General features: G+C 68.5%; 20 protein-coding genes. 7 read left to right on the plus strand and 13 right to left on the minus strand.

Going from position 1 to position 19,700, the window contains the following annotated elements; genetic code table 11:
• Window positions 1-43 precede the first annotated feature (43 nt).
• Complete coding sequence (locus I71_RS38450) at window positions 44-265, plus strand: hypothetical protein (RefSeq protein ID WP_159107419.1); 222 nt, start codon at window positions 44-46, stop codon at window positions 263-265.
• Window positions 266-370: 105 nt separating this feature from the next.
• Here I71_RS38450 and I71_RS22135 read toward each other — a convergent pair whose 3' ends face one another.
• From I71_RS22135 to I71_RS22155, 5 genes are all read right to left on the minus strand, one after another.
• Window positions 371-1,660, minus strand: coding sequence for a TRAP transporter large permease (locus I71_RS22135; protein WP_042698301.1), 1,290 nt, complete (start codon window positions 1,658-1,660; stop codon window positions 371-373).
• Window positions 1,661-1,662: 2 nt separating this feature from the next.
• Window positions 1,663-2,157: a TRAP transporter small permease gene (locus I71_RS22140; RefSeq protein WP_042698304.1), complete on the minus strand. Its 495-nt coding sequence runs from the start codon at window positions 2,155-2,157 to the stop codon at window positions 1,663-1,665.
• A gap of 84 nt (window positions 2,158-2,241) precedes the next feature.
• Window positions 2,242-3,282: a TRAP transporter substrate-binding protein gene (locus tag I71_RS22145; RefSeq protein WP_042698307.1), complete on the minus strand. Its 1,041-nt coding sequence runs from the start codon at window positions 3,280-3,282 to the stop codon at window positions 2,242-2,244.
• Window positions 3,283-3,601: 319 nt separating this feature from the next.
• Entirely contained in the window at window positions 3,602-4,423 is an 822-nt protein-coding gene (locus I71_RS22150; RefSeq protein WP_042698310.1) for an IclR family transcriptional regulator, read from the minus strand.
• Window positions 4,424-4,551: 128 nt separating this feature from the next.
• Entirely contained in the window at window positions 4,552-5,883 is a 1,332-nt protein-coding gene (locus tag I71_RS22155) for an MFS transporter (RefSeq protein WP_083897317.1), read from the minus strand.
• Between the two features lie 271 nt (window positions 5,884-6,154).
• Between I71_RS22155 and I71_RS22160 the strand changes: the two genes are divergently transcribed.
• The 6 genes from I71_RS22160 (at window position 6,155) to I71_RS22185 (ending at window position 11,864) form a co-directional block, all read left to right on the plus strand.
• The gene (locus tag I71_RS22160; RefSeq protein WP_042698313.1) at window positions 6,155-7,072 is read left to right on the plus strand and encodes a dihydrodipicolinate synthase family protein; all 918 of its coding nucleotides are present in this window, start codon (window positions 6,155-6,157) and stop codon (window positions 7,070-7,072) included.
• Between the two features lie 82 nt (window positions 7,073-7,154).
• Window positions 7,155-8,048 (plus strand): dihydrodipicolinate synthase family protein, encoded by an 894-nt coding sequence (locus I71_RS22165; RefSeq protein WP_042698316.1) that lies wholly within the window; start codon window positions 7,155-7,157, stop codon window positions 8,046-8,048.
• Window positions 8,049-8,117: 69 nt separating this feature from the next.
• The gene (locus tag I71_RS22170; RefSeq protein ID WP_042698319.1) at window positions 8,118-9,104 is read left to right on the plus strand and encodes a dihydroxyacetone kinase subunit DhaK; all 987 of its coding nucleotides are present in this window, start codon (window positions 8,118-8,120) and stop codon (window positions 9,102-9,104) included.
• A 2-nt stretch (window positions 9,105-9,106) separates the two neighbouring features.
• A complete protein-coding gene (locus tag I71_RS22175; RefSeq protein WP_042698323.1) occupies window positions 9,107-9,727 on the plus strand; it encodes a DAK2 domain-containing protein in 621 nt (206 codons plus the stop codon).
• Entirely contained in the window at window positions 9,724-11,157 is a 1,434-nt protein-coding gene (locus I71_RS22180) for an FAD-binding oxidoreductase (protein WP_042698327.1), read from the plus strand. Before I71_RS22175 ends, I71_RS22180 begins: the two co-directional genes overlap by 4 nt.
• Window positions 11,158-11,411: 254 nt before the next feature.
• The gene (locus I71_RS22185) at window positions 11,412-11,864 is read left to right on the plus strand and encodes a RidA family protein (protein ID WP_159107420.1); all 453 of its coding nucleotides are present in this window, start codon (window positions 11,412-11,414) and stop codon (window positions 11,862-11,864) included.
• Between the two features lie 15 nt (window positions 11,865-11,879).
• On the opposite strand, the gene I71_RS22190 is transcribed toward I71_RS22185, so the two are convergent.
• From I71_RS22190 to I71_RS22225, 8 genes are all read right to left on the minus strand, one after another.
• Window positions 11,880-13,172, minus strand: coding sequence for an amidase (locus I71_RS22190; protein WP_042698334.1), 1,293 nt, complete (start codon window positions 13,170-13,172; stop codon window positions 11,880-11,882).
• Window positions 13,173-13,277: 105 nt separating this feature from the next.
• Window positions 13,278-13,976 (minus strand): RraA family protein, encoded by a 699-nt coding sequence (locus tag I71_RS22195; protein ID WP_083897318.1) that lies wholly within the window; start codon window positions 13,974-13,976, stop codon window positions 13,278-13,280.
• 20 nt (window positions 13,977-13,996) lie between these two features.
• Window positions 13,997-14,797 (minus strand): SDR family oxidoreductase, encoded by an 801-nt coding sequence (locus I71_RS22200; RefSeq protein ID WP_042698337.1) that lies wholly within the window; start codon window positions 14,795-14,797, stop codon window positions 13,997-13,999.
• 45 nt (window positions 14,798-14,842) lie between these two features.
• On the minus strand, window positions 14,843-15,700 hold the full coding sequence (locus I71_RS22205) for an aspartate dehydrogenase (RefSeq protein ID WP_083897319.1): 858 nt from the start codon (window positions 15,698-15,700) through the stop codon (window positions 14,843-14,845).
• 55 nt (window positions 15,701-15,755) lie between these two features.
• Window positions 15,756-16,658, minus strand: a complete 903-nt coding sequence (locus I71_RS22210; protein WP_042698340.1) for a polysaccharide deacetylase family protein — start codon at window positions 16,656-16,658, stop codon at window positions 15,756-15,758.
• A gap of 28 nt (window positions 16,659-16,686) precedes the next feature.
• A complete protein-coding gene (locus I71_RS22215; protein WP_042698343.1) occupies window positions 16,687-17,646 on the minus strand; it encodes a substrate-binding domain-containing protein in 960 nt (319 codons plus the stop codon).
• Window positions 17,643-18,650: an ABC transporter permease gene (locus tag I71_RS22220; protein ID WP_049976246.1), complete on the minus strand. Its 1,008-nt coding sequence runs from the start codon at window positions 18,648-18,650 to the stop codon at window positions 17,643-17,645. Before I71_RS22220 ends, I71_RS22215 begins: the two co-directional genes overlap by 4 nt.
• A partial coding sequence (locus tag I71_RS22225) for an ABC transporter permease (protein WP_211098419.1) occupies window positions 18,647-19,700 on the minus strand: 1,054 nt, incomplete at its 5' end. The genes I71_RS22225 and I71_RS22220, both read right to left, overlap by 4 nt.

Genomic DNA, 19,700 nt, shown 5'->3' on the forward strand with positions numbered 1-19,700 from the left:
GGGCATTCTGGACCTGCTGGAGGCGGTGTGAGAGGCTCTGGCCTTGATCGCCTTTGATCGCCCTTGCCCGCCCTCGAAGACCGCAACGATCCCGCCGCCCGGCACGGAACGTGCTGTGCAGGCCATCCCCTGGACCATCAAGACTTTCCGGGGCGAACCGAACCACATCGGCCGCGCCCGCATGTTCGCAGAACCGTCGGTTGATCCGGGCGACCCTGGAATGAGCGCGTTCTGTCATATGCTCGACAGTCTCAGGCCGGGTTGAGCCTCCGGTTTCGAGCAAGCCGGCTCTCCATATCGTCCATCCTGGCCGGTCCGCCCGGCAGCCGGGCACGGCCATTCCGCGAGGATCCTGCCCCCATTCCCGGCATCATTTGTCGAGACCGAACAGGCGTGGCAGGAACATCACCACGTCCGGCACGTAGGTGATGAGCACCAGAACGCCAAGACTCGACAGAAAGAACGGCCACATGTTCTGGACGATCCGTTCGATCCGCACGCCGGTCACCAGGGCGCCGGTGAAGAGTGCCGTGCCATAGGGCGGCGTCAGCAGACCCAGCACCAGATTGAACACGACCACGACCCCGAAATGGATCGGGTTGATGCCGACCTGGGCAGCGAGCGGCGTCAGGATCGGCACGACGATGAAGATGGCCGGCAGCATGTCCATGAACATCCCCCAGACCAGGAGGAAGAGATTGACGATCAGCAGGATCACCATCGGGTCCTGCGAGATTTGGAAAAGCAGCGCAGCCACATGGCGCGGCATCTGTTCGGTCGCCAGGATCCAGCCGAGCACGCTGGATGCGCCGGACAGCATGAGGACGACGGCCGACAGGGTCGCCGCCCGGACGCAGACGCGGAAGAAGGATCGCAGGTCCGGTCTGCCCCTCGCCCCGACAACGATCAGCAGAAGTCCGTAGCCGACCGCGACCGCCGACGCCTCCGTCGGCGTGAAGACGCCGGTCAGGATGCCGCCGAGGATGATCGCCGGCATCAGAAGGAAAGGGATCGAGGCGATGGTGATCGCGATGAAGTTGGCGAACGTCATCGGCTCCCGTTCGATCGGTCGGCGGAAGGACTGAATCCAGACGACCACCGACATCGCCAGGCCGATGAGGACGCCGGGAACCGCACCGCCCAGCAGCATGCCGCCGATCGACGTCCCGGTGACCGCGCCGACCAGCACCATCGGGATGCTCGGCGGTATGATCGGCCCCTGGATGCTGGCGCTGGTCATCAGGGCGGCGGCGAAGTCGCGCGGATAGCCACCCTTTTCCATCATCCGGACCTGCAGCGGCCCCAGGCCGGTGATGTCGGCGATGGCCGACCCCGAACAGCCGCCGAAGAGCATACTGGAAAAGACCGTGACGTAGGCCAGCCCGCCGCGCAACCGCCCGACCGTCGCCTTGGCGAAGGCGAGCATGCGTTCGGCGGTCCCGGATTCGACCATCAGATCGCCGGCGAGCGTGAAGAACGGGATCGCCATCAGCGTGAACGTGTCGATGCCGGTGAAGAACTGCTGCACGAGCAGATAAAGCGGTTGTCCCTTCACGACGAAATAGACGAAGCAGGACAACAGCATGGAAAAGCTGAGCGGCATTCCCAGGATCATGAATCCGAAGAAGGCCGCGAACATCAGGGGAAGGGCAATGGACATCGTCAGCTCTTCGGCTGGTCGGCAAAGACCGTTTTGGCGACGATCTGAATCGCCATCAGCACGGCCCCGACGGGAAAGGCGAGATAGATCCAGAAGAAGGCGACGCGCAGCGCCGGTGTCCGCATGATCCCGTCCTCAAGCGCCAGGTCGAGGCCGTACCAGAACAGAGCGGCCACGACGACCAGCATGCCCAGGTCGACGATCCAACCGACGATCCTGCGGGCGCGCTCGGAAAGGCGGTCGACGAAGAGCGTGAGACGAAGATGGCTGTCATGGCGGATCGCCAGGGCGCTGCCGAGCAGCACCATATAGAACATGGTGTAGCGGGCCAGCTCCTCGCCCCAGAAGATCGGCAGGTGGATGACGTAGCGCGCGAACACCAAAGTGAGGACGATGGCCACCATGAGGACCAGTGTCAGGCCGCAAGCCAGATCGAGCGCCTGTCGCAGGAGGTTGTCGAGCCGGGCGAAGGCACCCGGACTGGAGGTATCGGACATGATCGGTCGGTTCCTTCGGCAGAGTTAAAGGACGACGGTTCACACGGTCCGAGGCAGGTGCCGCAGCGCCGGTCACAATGCCGGTCAGCGGTCGGCGGCCTCGATCGTCGTATAGAAGGCGTCGACGAACTCCTTGCCCCACTGCGTCGCGGCCCAGCTGCGGGCCGGCCCCTCGGCCGTCCTGCGGAAGGCGGCCATTTCATCGGGGGTCGGTGCATAGATCGACATGCCCAGCTCCTTGAGTTTGCCGAGCGCAAGCAGATCCTGGACAGCGCCGATGCCGTCATGGGCGAGCCGCGCCTCCTTTTCCGCGTCGATGAAGGCCTTGCGGTCTTCGGGCGGCAGCGACAGGAACCATTTCTCGTTGGTGATGACGGCCCCGACGGTCATCAGGTGCTGGGTCAGCGTCAGGTTCTTCTGTACCTGATAGAATCGCTGCTGGATGATGTTCGACGGCGTGTTCTCCTCGCCGTCGACCACCCCGGTCTGAAGCGAGGTGTAGAGTTCCAGATAGGGGATGGGCACGGGGGTCGCGCCGAAGGACTTCATCATCTCCTGATGCGGAACCACCTCCATCGTGCGGATCTTCAAACCGGCCACGTCCGCCGGCTTCTGAACCACGGTGTCCCTGGTGGTCAGGCTGCGGAAGCCGTAGGGGTTGAGCGACAGGATCCGGATGCCGCTGTCCTTGGCCACCTCGTCGAGCAGCTGGTGGATGAAGGGATTGTCGCTCGACAGGGCGGCGCGCAGGTGGGCACGGGATTTGAAGACGAAGGGCAGATCGACGATGCCGAGCTTCGGCGTATAAAGGGAGGCGAGGACGCCCGACGCGATGTTGGCGGCATGGATGGTCCCGCGCCGGACCTGCTGGATCATCGAGCGTTGATCGCCGAGCTGCCCGTTGGGGTAGAGTTCGACGATGTAGCGCCCCCCGGTCAGCCGCTCGAACGTGCTTTTGAAGACATGCATTTCGGCGGCGGTCGCCACCGTCGTCGGGTCGTCCGGATCGGTCCAGGTGAAGCGAAGCGTCTCGGCCGCCGAGGCGACGGCGGCGCCGAGGGTCATCATGCCGGCAAGGGCCCCGGCAAGGGCCAATGTCGCGAGGCTCTTGAAATGGCTCTTCATCGTCGTCTCCTCGAATCGGCCGGATACGCTCGACGGGCCGAGCGCACCAGGGCAGTCGAGCCGGGGCGGTCATCGGCCGGAAGGGCTGATCGGGCCAGGTCTTGATCGGGTCGGAAGGGAGTGGAGCGCCACCGGGTCGGGGAGGCGTTCAAATGCATACGTCCTCGCGTCCGGCAAGGCCGCAGCCGCCGGCAACAGCATCGGATCGGGCGACCGGAACAGCGCTTCGGATCGGCTTCGATTTTGCGCGACCCGGTGCTGTCACCCGATCCGGTGCGGGACAAGGGTCAGGTGCCGCCGCCTGCCGGCGACGCGCGCGTCAGCCGGTCGTGGCGACGGTGGCCGGTGGCCGGCCCCGGCCGCGGGCGGGCTTCGGCGGCTGCCAGCCGAGCCGCACCGAGACGAGGTCGGCATGCTCGATCACCTTGGGGGCGAGTTCGAGCGCGCGCTCCTCGGTGATCCGGCGGTCCGGACCGCTCACGCTGATCGCGGCGAACACGCGGCCCGAACTGTTGCGGATCGGGGCGGCAACGCAGCGCACGTTGGCTTCCATCTCGCCATTGTCGATGGCAAATCCCCGCTCGCGGATCCGGGCTAGCTCGGCCCGGAGCGCGGTCGGATCGGTGATCGTGTTGCGCGTGTAGGCCGGCAGGCCGAGACCGCAAATCCGGTCGATCACGCGCTCCTCCTGGAAGGACAGGGCGGCCTTGCCCACGCCGGTGCAGTGACAGGGCGAGGATTCCATCACGATCGTCGAGTTGTTGGGTCCTGACCGGCCGCCCAGCACCCGCTCCACGAAGGACATCCGCCAACCGTCGAAAACGCAGAGATGAACCGACTCGCCGGTGGCCTGCCCAAGCAGTTCGACGAAGGTGCGGCCCTCGCGATGGATGTCCATGTTGATGAGAACCGCAGTGCCGAGTTCGAACAGCTTGAGACCCAGGCGGTATTCGAGACGGTTGCCGTCCTGGTCGAGCAGACCGATCTGGCGCAGCGACAGCACCAGCCGATGCGCCGTCGAGCGTGGCAGTCCCGAGCGCTCGGCGATCTCCGAAACCGACAGGCTGCGGTCGACCGTCGAGAAACATTCGAGGATCGTCATGATCTTCTGGAAGGACTTCACGCCGTAGTCGGATGCCATGGGGGCTCGTCAGGCTCATCGCAATGGATTCCATCGAAGTTCTAACGCGCCTCGGGGCTGGCCGTCAGCCGGGAAATTCGGCCGGGCAACTCGGCGGGGACGGGCCGCCGCCCGGTCCCAGCCGGCTTTCAGGCATGCCGGGGCTTCAGCGCGAGCGCCGAGACCGCCGACAGGAGCGCCATCCCCACCATGTAGACCGTCACGAGAGTCGTCGTGCCGTAGGCCGCAAGGATCGCGGTCGCGATGAGCGGGGAGAGGCCGCCGCCGAGGATCGGCCCCAGCTGCTGGACCAGGGAAAGGCCGGAATAGCGGATGCGCGCCGGGAACAGTTCGCTGAAGAAGGCCCCCTGCGCCCCATAAACCGAGCCATGGCCAATCGCCAGGCCGAGCGCGATGGCAAGCCAGATCAGGCCGGTGTTCCCACTGTCGAGCATCGGGAAGAAGACAAGGGCGAGCGCTGCCTGGAAAGCCATACCGACGGCATAGACCGCCTTGCGGCCGATGCGGTCGGACAAGGCCCCGAACATGGGCAGCGTGATGCATTCCAGTGCGCAGCCGAGGAGGACGCCGTTCAGGATGGTCTGCTTCGGCAGGCCAAGCCTGGTCATGCAATAGGTGATCGCGACAACCGCATAGACGTTGAACAATCCGCTCTCGGCGATCTTGGCGCCGATGCCGAGCAGGATGTCCCGCCAGTGGCCGGTGACCGCCTCGACCAGCGGCAGCCGTGCCGGCTTCTCCTCCTTCAGCATCCTGGCAAAGGCGGGGGTCTCCGAAATCCGGCGCCGGATGAAGACGCCCAGACCGACCAGAACGATCGAGAAGAGGAACGGCAGGCGCCAGCCCCAGGCGAGAAAGACCTCTTCCGGCATCGCCGCAGCCATGACCGACAGCAGGACGATCGGAATGAGGAAGCCGGCGGGAACCCCGATATGGACGAGGGCGCTGTAATAGCCCCGTTTTTCCGGCGGGGCGTGTTCCACCGTCATCACCATGCCGCCGCCATATTCGCCGCCCAGGCCGATGCCCTGCACGATCCGCAGGATCAGAAGGCCGATCGGCGCCAGCACCCCGACCTGATCGTAGGACGGCATGAGGCCGATCAGGACGGTGCCGAAGCCCATCATCATGATCGTGATGAGCAGCATGGCCTTGCGGCCGACCCGGTCACCGAAATGCCCGAACAGCATGCCGCCGATCGGCCGTGCGCAATAGCCGACGAAGAAGGTCGCAAAGGCGGCGAGCGACCCGACGAGCGGATCGGAACTGGGAAAGAAGATTTTGTTGAACACCAGCGCCGTGGCGGTCGCGTAGAGCGTGAAGTCGTAATATTCGATCGCGTTTCCGATTGCGCTGGCGAATGCAACACGCTCGACCAGACCGGACTCCACATCCGCGGCCGCCGCATGCGGCAAGGGTTCGGCCAGGTCGATCCGGCCGTCGAAAGCCTTGTGTGACATGTTCGCCCTCCCGGCCACCGCAGGATTTAGGCGGCAGCCTATTATCTTTGATTACGAGACAATGACGACACTCGGTTCGCCGCGCTGTCAACAGAAAATCGTCGCTGCACCGCCGAAACAATTCCCTAAATTACTATATGCACCGCGTCATTTGATGCTGCTCCGCAATAAATCGCGCAATTTGCAGCCAAAACTTGAATCATCAGTCTTGACGCCTTCCCACTTCAAAATTAGCCTTTAACCCGCAATCCGAGATAACAGGAGATTTCATATGTCGCTCCCGCTGACGGGGATCATTCCGCCGCTCGTGACGCCGTTCACGGCGGAGGGACGGATCGACGAAAGTGCCTTCCGCAACGTCGTGCGCTTCACGCTGTCCAAGGGCGTTCATGGGGTTTGCGTCGGCGGTTCGACCGGCGAAGGCCACACCTTGAAGACGGAGGAGCTTGCCCGCCTGATCGAGATCACCACCGAAGAGGTCGACGGCCGGGTGCCGGTCGTCGCCGGCGTCATCGCCAACTCCACGGGCGACGCCATCGAACGCTCCAGGGCGGTTGCCAGATTCCCGATCGCCGCCCTCCAGGTCACGCCGGTCCACTATGTCTTCAAGCCGAGCGAAGACGCGACCGTGGACCATTTCGCCCGCCTGACCGACGCGGTCGAGGTGCCGGTCGTCATCTACAACGTCATCCCCTGGAACTATCTCAGCCCGTCGCTGCTCGTCCGCATCATGAGCGGAAATCCCGGCGTGATCGGGGTGAAGCAGAGCGCCGGCGACCTGAAGCTGATGGCCGACCTGATGCTGACCGTGCCGGCCGGCAAGATCGTGCTGACGGCGGTGGACGCCCTCCTCTACCCCTCCTTCGCCATCGGTGCGCACGGCACCATCGCCGCCAATCCGGCGGCGGTACCGGGGGTTTGCGTCGCCCTCTGGGATGCGGTGCAGCGCGGCGACCATGGGACCGCGCACGAGATCCATCGCGCCCTTCTGCGCTTCTGGAACACGATCTCCGCCGATAACCTGCCGGCGAACGTGAAATACGCGCTCGGCGCCCAGGGCTGCGCCGCCGGCCTGCCGCGGCGGCCGATGCCGGTCTCCTCCAGCGAGCAGCATCGCATGATCGACACCGCCCTCGCCGAGGTTCTGCGCTTCGATCCGACGGCCGCGCCGAGGAGCGCGGTCGCCTGAGCGGCGCAGGGCCGGACACCCGCCAACGGAAGGGGCGCCGCCGGCATCGGGGCGCCCCTCGGACAGCCGAGAACAGGACATCATGACGGTTCGACTCACCGGGATCATTCCCGCCCTGGTTACCCCCTTCGATGCGGACGGCGAGATCCAGGAAGCGCCCTACCGGGAGCAAATCCGCTTCATGCTGAAGAAGGGGGTGCACGGCCTCTGCTTCGGCGGATCGACCGGTGAAGGCTTTGCCCTGGAAACCGAGGAGCTGGTCCGCCTTGCCGGCATCGCGGTGGAGGAGGTCGCCGGCCGGGTGCCGGTGGTTGCGGGCATCATCGCGAACTCGACCAGGGAGGTGCTGAAACGTGGCCGGGCGCTCGCCGCCACCGGGGTCGATGCGCTCCAGATCACGCCGACCTTCTATGTCTTCACGCCCGACGACGAGACCAACTTCCGCTATTTCGAAAGCGTGGCGCGCGAGCTGGCGGTGCCGATCGTCCTATACAATGTCATCCCCTGGAACCTGCTCGGGACCGATCTGGTGGTGCGGATCCTGGAAGAGATCCCGAACGTGGTCGGCATCAAACAGAGCCAGGGCAACATCCACCGTGCCGCCGAGCTCGTGCTCCGGGCGCCCAGGGACAAGGTGATCCTCGCGGCAATCGACGGGCTGCTCTACCCCTGCTTCGCCATGGGCGCCCACGGTACCCTCGCCGCCTCGCCCACCGCGGTTCCGGGCCCCTGCGTCCGGCTCTGGGACGCGGTGCAGGCGGGAGACCACGCGACGGCGCGGGCGATCCATGACCGGCTTCTGAATTTCTGGAGCCTGATGCCGCACGACAATCTGCCGGCCTGCGTGAAATACGCCCTCCAACTCCAGGGACTCGCAACGGGCGTCTCGCGTGCGCCGATGCCGATGCCGTCGGCGGCCCAGAAGGCGATCATCGAACCGGCGCTGCGCGCGCTTCTCGACTACGACGTGGCGTAACGACGGGCGACGCCGCCGGGTCCTTTTCCGGAGCGCGTCGCCGCGACCGAGATTCCCAAGGAGCGCCCCATGAAGAAACTGATGAATTCGGCGGATTCCTTCGTCGACGAGATGCTCGACGGGCTGGTCGCCGCCTGTCCCTCGCTGCGGCGGTCCGGCCGCGTGGTCCGAACCGCCACCGGACCGGGACCCGGCCGGGTCGGCATCGTGTCGGGCGGCGGCTCCGGCCATCTGCCGCTCTTCACCGGCTATGTCGGCGAAGGACTTCTCGATGCTTGCGCAATCGGCGACGTCTTTGCCGGACCGTCGGTCGCCTCCTGCGTCGAGGCGATCCGGGCGGCCGACGGCGGCGCCGGCGTGCTTCTCCTCTACGGCAACTACGGCGGCGACCGCATGAACTTCGATCTCGCCGCGGAATCGGTCGAACTCGACGGCTTGGCCACCCGCAGCGTGCTCGGCGCCGACGACATCGCCTCGGCGGCTCCGGCGGAGGCGCACAAACGCCGCGGTGTCGCCGGCATCGTCTATGCCTACAAGATCGCCGGGGCCAAGGCGGCGACCGGCGCCGATCTCGATGCGGTGTCCGCCGCCGCTGCCGCCACCGTCGCAGCGACGCGGACCATCGGCGTGGCCCTGTCGCCCTGTCTCATTCCCGGTGCGGCGTCTCCCGCCTTCGAGCTCGGCGACCAGGAGATCGAGATGGGTATGGGCATCCACGGCGAACCTGGCATCTGGCGGGCGCCCCTGACCTCGGCGGACGTGATCGCCGACGAAATGGTCGACCGTCTCCTCGCCGACCCGGTCGAGGAAAGCTCGAAGCGGGTGTCGGTGATGGTCAATTCCCTTGGCGCGACACCGCTGGAGGAGTTGCTGATCGTCTACCGACGGGTGTCGGCCCGCCTGACCGACGCAGGGCTGACCATCGTCAAGCCGCTGGTCGGGCATTTTGCCACCTCCATGGAAATGGCCGGACTGTCGCTCAGCATCTGCCGCCTGGACGGGGAACTCGAGGCGCTGCTCGCCGCCCCGGCCGCCTGCCCGTTCTGGAGGGTGTGAGCATGGCCGACACGCTCGACACAGTGGCCTTCCGGGCCGCCCTCCTGCGCATCCGCGATGCGGCGGCGGCGGCGCAGGCCGAACTCGACGCCGCCGACGGACGGATCGGCGACGGCGACACCGGCATCATGCTGCGCCGCCTTTTCGAGGCAATCGCCATCGCCGCACCGGCGGACGTCGCCGATCTTGGACTGTTCTTCCGCGCCTGCGCCAAGCGGGCCTCGGAGTCGACAGGATCGAGCCTCGGCACCCTGGTGACGGTGGCGCTGATGCTGCTCGCCAAGCGGCTGGCCGGACGGACGGAACTCCCGGTCGCCGAACTCGGCGGGCTTCTGGGCGAAATCCGCGATCAGGCGATGGCGCGCGGCGGGGCGGCGCTCGGCGACAAGACGGTCGTGGACATGCTCGACGCCGTCGCCCGAGCGATCGACGGTCTGGACCGGGAGGCCGCAGCCAGGGCGGCCGACCAGGCGGTGGACGAGACGCTTGCCGATTTCCGCGACCGGCCCAACCGGATCGGCCGGGCACGGATGTTCGCCGAGCGCAGCATCGGCATCGACGATCCGGGAATGTTGGCCTTTGCGCGGCTCACCGCCGTGCTCACGCGAGCGGAGGGGCGATGAGTTCGAACAATGCGGCGACGGAACGGTCGCCCGGAGCCGGTGACGGCGTTGTCCGGGCCGTCGAGGCGCTGCGGCGTCTCCTCGGTCCGCGGCTTTCGACGACGAAGGCCGAGCGCACCCAGCACAGCCGCGGCGAGGGCCTGCCCGACGTCGGCCTGCCCGATGCCGTCGCCCGTCCGCAGACGACCGAGGAGGTCGCCGCGATCCTTCGCCTGTGCCATGAACACCGGGTTCCGGTGATCGCCTTCGGTGCGGGCACCTCGCTGGAAGGACAGGTCGCGGCGATCCGGGGCGGCATCTCGGTCGACCTGACCGGCCTCGACCGGGTGATCGACATCTCGGCCGACGCGATGGACTGCCGGGTCGAGGCGGGCGTCACCCGCAAGCGGCTCAACGAGGAACTCCGCCATCTCGGGCTGTTCTTTCCGGTCGATCCGGGGGCGGACGCCACCATCGGCGGCATGACGGCGACGCGGGCTTCCGGCACCAATGCGGTTCGATACGGGACGATGCGCGAGAGCGTGCTCGGCCTCACCGTCGTGACGCCGGACGGCACGATCGTCCGGACCGGCACGCGGGCGCGGAAATCCGCTGCCGGCCTGGATCTGACCGCGCTCTATGTCGGAAGCGAAGGGACGCTCGGCATCGTCACCGAGGTCCAACTGAGGCTCCAGCCGATCCCGGAAGCCATCCTGGCGGCGGTCTGTTCATTCCGCGACCTGACGGGAGCGGTGAGCACCGCCGTCGCCGCTCTCCAGTCGGGGCTGAGGATGGCGCGCATCGAGCTTCTCGACGAGGTGCAGATGGACGCCTGCATCGCCTATTCGAGGCTCGACTATCCGCGCGGTCCGGCGCTGTTCATCGAATTCCACGGCAGCGAGAGCGGAGTTCAGGAGGATGCCGGGACGTTCGGCGTGCTTGCTGCCGACCATGGCGGAGGGGCGCTCATCCGCGCGACGGAAACGGAAAACCGCAACCGGCTGTGGAAGGCTCGCCACGACGCCTATCACGCGGTGATGGCCCTGGCGCCGGGCAAGGCCAACATGGGGACGGACGCCTGCGTGCCGATCTCCGCCCTGGTCGACTGCCTGCTGGAGACCAAGGCGGATGTGGAGGCAAGCGGCCTCGTCGCTCCGATCGTCGGCCATGTCGGGGACGGCAATTTCCATCTTGGCATTCTCTTCGACCCCGACGACGACCGGGAAAGGCTGGCGGCCGATGCGCTCGCCCGCCGGGTCGGATTGCGGGCGATCGCCTTCGGCGGCACCTGCAGCGGGGAGCATGGGATCGGCATCCACAAGCTCGACCAGATGGAAGCGCAACATGGACCGGCTCTCGACCTGATGCGTCGGATCAAGGCGGCTCTCGATCCCGAAGGACTCATGAATCCAGGCAAGCTCATTCCCGACGGCATCGTCCCATCGGCTTGAACGAGGCAGGAAGAGGGGGCTGCAGCCGTCCAGCACCGTCAACATGTCGGTCACCCGGATGCCTGGGCCACCAGTGGCGGGCTATGGGACGGCATGACGACACGCCCGATTCCCGCTATGCCGGCCATGGGTATCGATATCGCGACGCATGAATCCTACTCATGCATGGACGCCGGATAAATCGTTTGTCGGAAGCGGGCAGGATGCGGAGGTTTGGCCCACGGTTTTCAGCGTCGACAATTGGAGGAATGGCCTTGGCAAACGGAATCGAACGCTATTCGCTGGAGGAGTCCTCGCCCTACCGGACCCAATTCCTGGAATCGGTGCGGGTTCCGGTCGATGGAACCGAATTCCTGATGCTGAGTGGGCTGACGCCACCGGTCATCGACAGCTCCGTTCCGAGCGACCGAGCCGAGGCCTATGGCGACACGGAGGTCCAGACCCGCAACATCCTGGCGGAGTTGAAGGCTACGCTGGAACGGCGCGGCTATGGCCTGAACGATGTGGTCAAGGTCCAGGCCTTCCTCGTCGGCGACGCGCAGATGGGCGGGCATGCCGATTTCCAGGGCTTTTCCCGTGCCTACGCGGAGGCCTTCGGCACCGCAAAGACCCCGAACATCCCAGTGCGCACCCGCGTGCAGGTGGCCGGACTGGTGGAACCGGGCTGGCTGGTGGAGATCGAGGCGATGGCCGCCAAGGCGGGGTGACCGCCGCCGCAACGGTCAGGCGGACCCGTCCGGCGATCCGCCGAACCGTTCGGCGATGGCGAGAAGCAGATCGTCCGCACCGGGACGCCCGACGATCTGGATCCCCACCGGCATCCCGTTGCGGTCGCGCCCGGCCGGCAGCGCCAGCGCCGGCAGGCCAAGCAGGCTGAAGGGGCGGTTGAAGCGCAGGAAGGCCAGGGTGGTGGCTCCGGCAATGGTCACGTCGTCGTCGTCGACACCATCCAGACGCGGGGCCGGCCCACCGATCACCGGACAGAGCAGGATGTCCACCGCAGCGAAAGCACCCCCGATCACCGCCACCCGATGGGCGTCGCGGTCGCGCAGCGCCTGGTCGTAGGCATCGCGCCCCACCTCGGCCGCCGCGACCAGACGTCGCCGCACCGCCGCCGGGTACCAGTCCGGGCGCTCGGCCAGCACCGTCCGATGCAAGGCCGACGCCTCGAACGAGGTGATGGTCCCGGCGCAGGCGTTCAGCGCGTCGAGCGACGGCAGGGCGACCTCGGCCGGAACGGCTCCGCCCATGGTCATCCGGCGGAGGATGGACTGGATGACCGCGGCGACCTCCGGCTCCACCCCAGTCCGGAGCCATTCCGTCGGCAGACCGACCCGCGGAGGGCCGACACCCGAATCGTGATGCTCCCTGCACACCGGATCGCGCAGCACCGCAAACACCGCGCGCAGCAGGGTGGGATCGCGGGCGATGATCCCGATGACATCCTGCGACGGCGACAGCGGCGCGATGCCGGGATCCCGGATGGCCCCGGCCGTCGGCTTGAAGCCGAGGACGCCGCACAAGGCGGCCGGGATGCGCACCGACCCGCCGGTGTCGGTGCCGAGAGCGAAGGGCACGATACCGGAGGCGACCGCCGCCGCCGATCCGCTCGACGACCCGCCGACGGCGAACCGCGCATCCACCGGGTTCAGCACCCGCCCGAAACAGGGATTCAGCCCAGTGGCGGCATAACAATGCGGGTCGAGGTTCAGCGCCCCGATGGCGATGGCTCCCGCCGCCGCCAGACGGTCGAGCGCCATGCTGGTCCGCGCACCGCCCCAGCGGTAGCCATGTCCAACCCCCACCGTCGGCTGCCGCCCGGCAGTGACGAAAACGTCCTTGTAGGCGAAGGGAAGCCCCCAGGGCGCCGGTCGCGGATCGCCCGCCGACAGCGACCGCGCCCGCTCCTCCGCGTCGGGGAACAGTTCGATGAAGGCGTTGAGCCGGCTGGCGCGCGCCGCGGCCAAGGCGGCCGTGACGGCCTGGACAGGGTCGCGGGAAGACGCGGCGGTCATGCTGAGACCCTTTCAACAAAGGTGGCGCGGTGCGGGGGCATGGCGGCGGCAATTCCGGAACAGCCCCATTTCCGGCAGGCGGAAACGGGGCCGCCCGGCAGGGCGTCAGACGTGGCCGTAGCGGTCCAGCGCCTGCGCCAGGGTCAAGCCGTTCGACAGCTCCTCGCGGATGCGAATCTCGGTCGCGGTCAGCGCCTCGGATTCCGCCAGCACCTTCGGAACGATGGCCGCCGGGATGGCGAGCGCGCCGTCCTCGTCGGCCAGGATGAAGTCGCCGGGCTCGATCCGCACGCGCTCCACCGTGGCCCCGCGCAGGAAGACCGGAACCTGCCAGGCGTTGACCTTCCAACGGCCGATCGACTGCACCGGCGTGCGGTAGCGGGCATAGACCGGGAAGCCGTGATGGCCGAGCCAGCGCACGTCGCGGATGCCGCCGTCGACCAGCGCGCCGGTGCTGCCGCGCTCCTTCATGCCGATGGCGATCAGCTCGCCGAAATAGCAGATGCCGTCGCCATCGCCGCTCCACACCGACACGTCGCCGGGCGACAGCCCCTGGCACGCCGCCATCTTGTCGGTGTCGCCGCCCAGCGGGTACGGGGTCATCTGGCCGCGGATGGTGTAGGCCCAGCCGGCCAGCCGCCCGGCTGTGGCGGGATATGGCATGAAGTCCGCCGCCAGCCCCTGGTCGGGCCAGCCCATCACGTCGAGCACGTCGGCGACGTTGGAGGTGTCGACGGCCAGGAATCGGGTGCGGATGTCCTCGCGCTGCGCGGCGGTGAGGACAGTGTCGGTGTTGTAGCTCATGCTGGGGATCCTTCGGACTGTCAGATGCTGGGGATGTAACCGCCGTCCACCCGCAGGGTGGAGCCGGTGACGTAGGCGGCGCGCTCGCTGGCCAGAAAGGCGACGGCGTCGGCGTATTCGCGGGGATCGCCGTAGCGGGCCATCGGGATGGCGGCGGTGCTCTCGGCGACGACCTCGGCGAGCGGCCGCCCCTCGCGCGCCGCCTTGCTCTCGTCCAGGAAGCGGATGCGGTCGGTGGCGATGCGGCCGGGCAGGACGACGTTGACGGTCACGCCGTCGGCCGCCACCTCGCGGGCCAGCGACTTGGACCAGCCGACCAGGGACAGGCGCAGCGCGTTGGACAGGGCGAGGTTGGGGATCGGCGCGACGACGCCCGACGAGGCGCTGGTGACGATCCGGCCCCAGCGCCGCGTCCGCATGCCGGGCAGCACGCGGTCGGTGATGCGGATGACCGACAGCACCATCGCCTCGAACTGCGCCGACCAGATCTTCGGATCGACGCCGCTGGCCGGCGACGGCGGCGGGCCGCCGGTGTTGTTGACCAGGATGTCGATTCCACCGAACCGTTCCTCGGCCAGGGCGACGTTGCGGTCGGTGGCGGCCGCGTCGCCCAGATCCCAGACGATGGGGAGACAGGGCACGGAGGTTTCGGCGCCAACAGTTTCGGCGAGGATTGCGCTGGTGGCAGCGAGCGACGGCGCGTCGCGGTCGGCGATGACGAGGTTGGTGCCTTCGCGCGCCAGACCCAGGGCGATGGCGCGGCCGAGCCCGCCCCCGGCGCCGAGTACCAGGGCGGTGCGGCCGGAAAGTCCGAGATCCATGACGAATCCCCCTTCTGTTTTTCGTTTCTTGCTGAAATCGGGCGCTCAGGAGCCGACGCGCAGCGGCGCGCGCAGCTTGCGCAGATAGGCCAGCACCGACAGGGCAGTGATGCGGCCGGTCTTCGGGTTGTCGGTCGGGATGTTCTCGATCGCCATGGTGAAGGTCGCCGAATCCGCCTCGACCTCGATGCGGTGGGTGTTGCGCTCCAGCGCCGGGTCGGCCCAGATCTCCAGCGTCGTGCGGTCGGGGCCGATGCCGGCCAGCGACAGCGCCACCGCGACGTTCAGATTGGCCGGGAAGCCGACCGCCGCCTCGCGCGGCGTGCCGTGGAAGATTCGCAGCGGGCCGGTGATGTCCTCGATGGCGATGTTGTTCTCGACCAGATAGGGGGCGCCGACCAGACCGCGGACCGGCTTGCGGGTGACCATGCGCACGGCGCGGATTTCCCCCTCCGCCGCCGCCGTCACCGCGTCGAGCCCGAGCAGCGCCCCGGTCGGCACGACGATCTGCCCGCCATGGGCGCGGGCGATGGAAATCAACCCCTCGTTGGCCAGCAGGGCGCCGGAACTGAGCACCACCGCCGTCTTGCCGGCGCGGAGGAAGGGCCCGACGATGGCCGGAAGCAGCGCTGCGGGGGCGCATTCGACGACGAGGTCGGCGAGCGGCTCCAGCCCGGCGACGTCCACCACCGGCACCGGGCGGGTCAGGGCGGACAGGCGATCCGCCGCCGCCGCCTTGTCGCGGGCCGAGACGGCGGTCAGCACACAGCCGTCGAGGCCGTCGTCGAGCGCCTCGACGATCTTCAGTCCGACGGCACCGAGGCCGGCGACGGCGACTCGCAACGGGGGCAGAGCGCGGGCGTGCGCCGGGGTTTGGGACAGCCCAAGGGGCGTCTCAGTCATGATGGAACCTTTCGGATGGGAGCCGGCCCTGACGAGGGCCGGCGTCAGGGACGGGTCAGGGTCTGGCCGGAGCGGCCGTTGCCGGCGGCGGCATCAGCGCGGCAAAATGGTCGGCGATCTGGCCGGCGGTGGCGAACCAAACCGCGTCGCGGTGGGCGTCGAGATGCTCCAGCACCCGGCGGAACTGCTTGATGCGGAAAGGCTGGCCGACGATGAAGCTGTGGATGGTGATGCCATAGGCGAGCGGCTGGTCCTTCGACTGGCGCAGCATCTCGTCGAAATTGTCGATGGCCATGTCGGCGAAGGCCGGTGCCGTGCCGTCATGCAGCACCACCATCGGCACGTCGTTCACCTCATGCGGATAGGGCACGCTCAGCAGCGGCCCGCCGGTGGTCCGCATCCACACCGGCTGGTCGTCCATCGGCCAGTCCAGCGTGTAGCGGTAGCCGGCCTCCGCCAGCAGATCCTCGGTGTTGGCGCTGGGATGGGCGCCGGGGCTCATCCAGCCGGCGGGGGGCTTGCCCTCGCGGCGGCGGATGGCCTCGGTCGCCTCGGCGATCAGGCGGCGCTCTTCTTCAATGCTCATGCCGTTCTGGTGCTCGCCGTTGGTGCGGCCATGGGCGACGATCTCGTCGCCGCGGCGGCGCAGCGCCGCGACCAGTTCCGGGCAATGCTCGTAGCATTCGGTGTTGAGCAGCACCGTCAGCGGCAGGCGGTGGGCGTCGAACAGGTCGATCAGCCGCCAGCCGCCGACCCGGTTGCCATATTCCCGCCACGCCCAGTTGTAGCTGTTGGGATGGCTCAGCCCCGGCGAATAGGGCAGGCCGAGGCCGCTGCCGTAGGGGAAATGCTCGACGCAGAGTGCCACATAGACGGCCAGCCGCTTGCCGCCCGGCCAGGAGAAGTCGGGGCGGTCGGTGATCGCGGAATAAGGGAAGCGGTTGTGGGAGGGGAGCATCGCGGATCCTGCCTTCGGTTCGATGGATTCAGGGCCGATAGTCGGCCGGGGCGACGACCGAGCTTAGATCGACCTCGCCCAGCGTGTCCGAGGTGACGAGCAGCGCCGGCAGCACGACCTTGGCCTCGACCGGCTTCCCGCCGGCGGCGGCCAGCGCCTGGGTGAGGGCGGCGCGGCCCTGCGCCACCACCTGCTGGATGGAGGTGCAGGCCAGCTCGCGGTCCTTCAGCAGCTGCTGCGCCGTCGGACTGAAGTTGGAGGCGGAGACCCGCACCGCCGGCATGCGGCCGGCGGCCTTCATCGCGGCGACCACGCCGGCCGCCATGTCGTCAGTGGCGGCGTAGACGCCTTTCAGGTCAGGGAAGCGCTGGGTCCAGTCCTCCGCCGTGGTCAGGGCGGCGTTGCGGTTGTCGGCCAGCCGGGATTCGGCGACGACCGTCACCTCCGGCGCCTCCTTCGCCAGCGTCTCGCGGAAGCCCTTGGCCCGCAGGTCGGACCAGGCCTGCCCGGTCGGCCCGGCCATCATCGCCACCTCGCCCTTGCCGCCGATGGCCTGGGCCAGGCAGCGCGCCTGGAGACGGCCCATGTCGTAATGGTCGGCGCTGACCGTGGCGCTGAGCCGGTCGCTGTTGGGCGGCGAGGAGATGCCGACCACCGGGATGCCGCGGCCGACCGCCTGCTCCACCACAGCCCGGACCGCGTCGCCGTTGGTGGCGCCGACGATGATGGCGGCGACGCCGCGCTGGGCCAGATCCTGGATCTGGGCGATCTGCTGGCTGGTGTTGGCGTCGCCGCCGGCATTCAGCTTGACCAGCGTGACGCCGGCGGCCTTGGCCTCCTGCTCCGCCCCGTAGACGGCGGAGATCCAGAAGGACGAGGCAAGGTTGGGGATGGCGAAGCCGATGGCCTTGTCCTGCGCCAGGGCTGGCGCGGTGGAGAGCAGGAGGGCGGCGAGGCTTCCGGCGAAGCGGATCGGGGAGCGGGTCATGTCCGTGTCCTTGATTGGGAGGGAAAGGACGGCAGAGAGCGCAGAAGCGTTTCGAGAAGGCCGGAGGCGATGATGACCACCCCGACGGCGATCTGGGCGACGAAGGGCGAGACGCCCTGGAGGTTGAGGCCGGTCAGCAGCACCTGGATGAAGGCGGCCCCGATCACGACGGCGGCCACGCTGGCGATGCCGCCGCTGAGCGCGGTCCCGCCGATGACCGCGGCAGCAATGGCCTGAAGCTCCATCCCCGCCCCTTCGGTCGGCAGACCGGAGCCGGCGCGGACCGTCATCAGCACCCCGGCGAGGCCAGCGAACAGCCCGCACAGGCCATAGGCCCAGAGCTGGACGCGCCGGCTGTCGACGCCGACCAGCGCCACCGCCTCGGGGTTCGACCCGGCCATCAGGATGCGCCGGCCGACGAGGCTGCGGCCGACCAGCAGGGCCGCCCCGACCGCCAGGACCAGCGCCGCCCAGCTGGCGGCGGGCAGGACCGGCATCGGCTCGAAACCGAGACGGGTCACCGCGGCGGCCGCGTCGAGCGGCACCACCTGCCCGTCGCCGGTGATAAGCAGCGACAGGCCGCGCACCGCGATCAGGCTGCCCAGCGTCGCCACCACCGGCTGGAGGCCGAGCGTGCCGACCAGCGCACCGTTGACCAGCCCGCAGAGCAGCCCGGCCAGCGCTCCGACGGCCAGTCCGGGCAGGCCCCAGCCGTTGCAGGCCATCGCCGCGCAGACGCTGGACAGGGCGGCGACGGCGCCGACCGAGATGTCGAAGCCTCGGGTCGCCAACACGAACATCTGGCCGATGGCGAGCAGGGCGAGAACCCAGACCTGCGCCCCGATGTTGGCGGCGTTGCCCAGGCTGAGGAAGCGCGGCGCGGTGGCCGCGAACACCGCCACCGCCAGGATCAGGCAGAGCGGCGCGACCCGGAAGGGGATGGGAAGGAGGGAACCGGCGGCGCGCAGGCCATCGGCGGAACGGCGCAGGAGACGGGGGCTCATGACCGCTCCTCCTCGGGCTGGCGGGCGGGCCGGACCGGCAGCAGCAGGAGCAGCCGGGGAGCCTGTTGGAGGAGCACCGCGCCGAGGATCACGGCGGCGATCATCAGCTGCTGGTAGGCGACGGGCAGGTTCAGCAGCACAACCGCGTTGTTCAACATGGCGATGACCAGCACGCCGCATAGCGTCTGCACCGCCCTCCCCTGCCCGCCCGCCAGCGGGATGCCGCCGACGGCGCAGGCCGCGATGGTCTCGAAGGGCAGGTTGGGGGCGAGGCCGGGCTGGCCGGAGGCGACCCGGCTGGTCAGGATGACGGCGGCAAGCGCGCAGAAGGCACCGGCCACCAGATAGCCCGCCAGCACCGACCGCCACACCGTGATGCCGGACAGCCGCGCCGCCGTGCCGTTGGCGCCGACGAGGTACCAGAGCCTGCCAGCGCGGGTGTGGCCGAGCAGCAAGTGCAGCAGGGCGAAGCTTGCCGCCGCCGCCAGGATCGGCACCGGGATGCCGGCGATCCGGCCGCGCGCCGGCCAGGAGAAGGCGTCGCTGGGCGGCGCGTCGATCGGCAGGCCGCCGGCCAGCACCGCCGCCCCGCCGCCGGCCACCATCAGCATGCCGAGCGTGACGAGAAAGGGCGGCAGGGAAAAGCGCGCGACCAGCGTGCCGTTGACGAGGCCGACCAGCAGCACCGACGCCGCACCGGCCGCGAAGCCGCCCGCCACCCCGGCGGACGGCAGGGCCAGCACCGTCACCACGCTGGCCAGCGCCGCCGACGCGCCGAAGGAGAACTCGATCCCGCCAAGGATCAGCACGATGGTCTGGCCGCAGGCGGCGATGCCGAGGATGGACCCGACCCGCAGCAGATTCTCCAGGTTGCCGGCGCTGGCGAAGCGCGGCACCGCCATGGCGAAGACGCAGAACAGCAGCAGGACGACCCAGACGGCGGCGGGCGGGTTGAGACGGCCGGGAAAGGGACGCGGCCGGGTGCCGGTCAGGGCCATCATGCCGCCCTCCGTCCGGCCAGCCTGTCCATCATGGCTGTGCGGCCGGTGC

This window comes from Azospirillum sp. B506 (assembly GCF_000333595.1).
Taxonomy (GTDB): Bacteria; Pseudomonadota; Alphaproteobacteria; order Azospirillales; family Azospirillaceae; genus Azospirillum.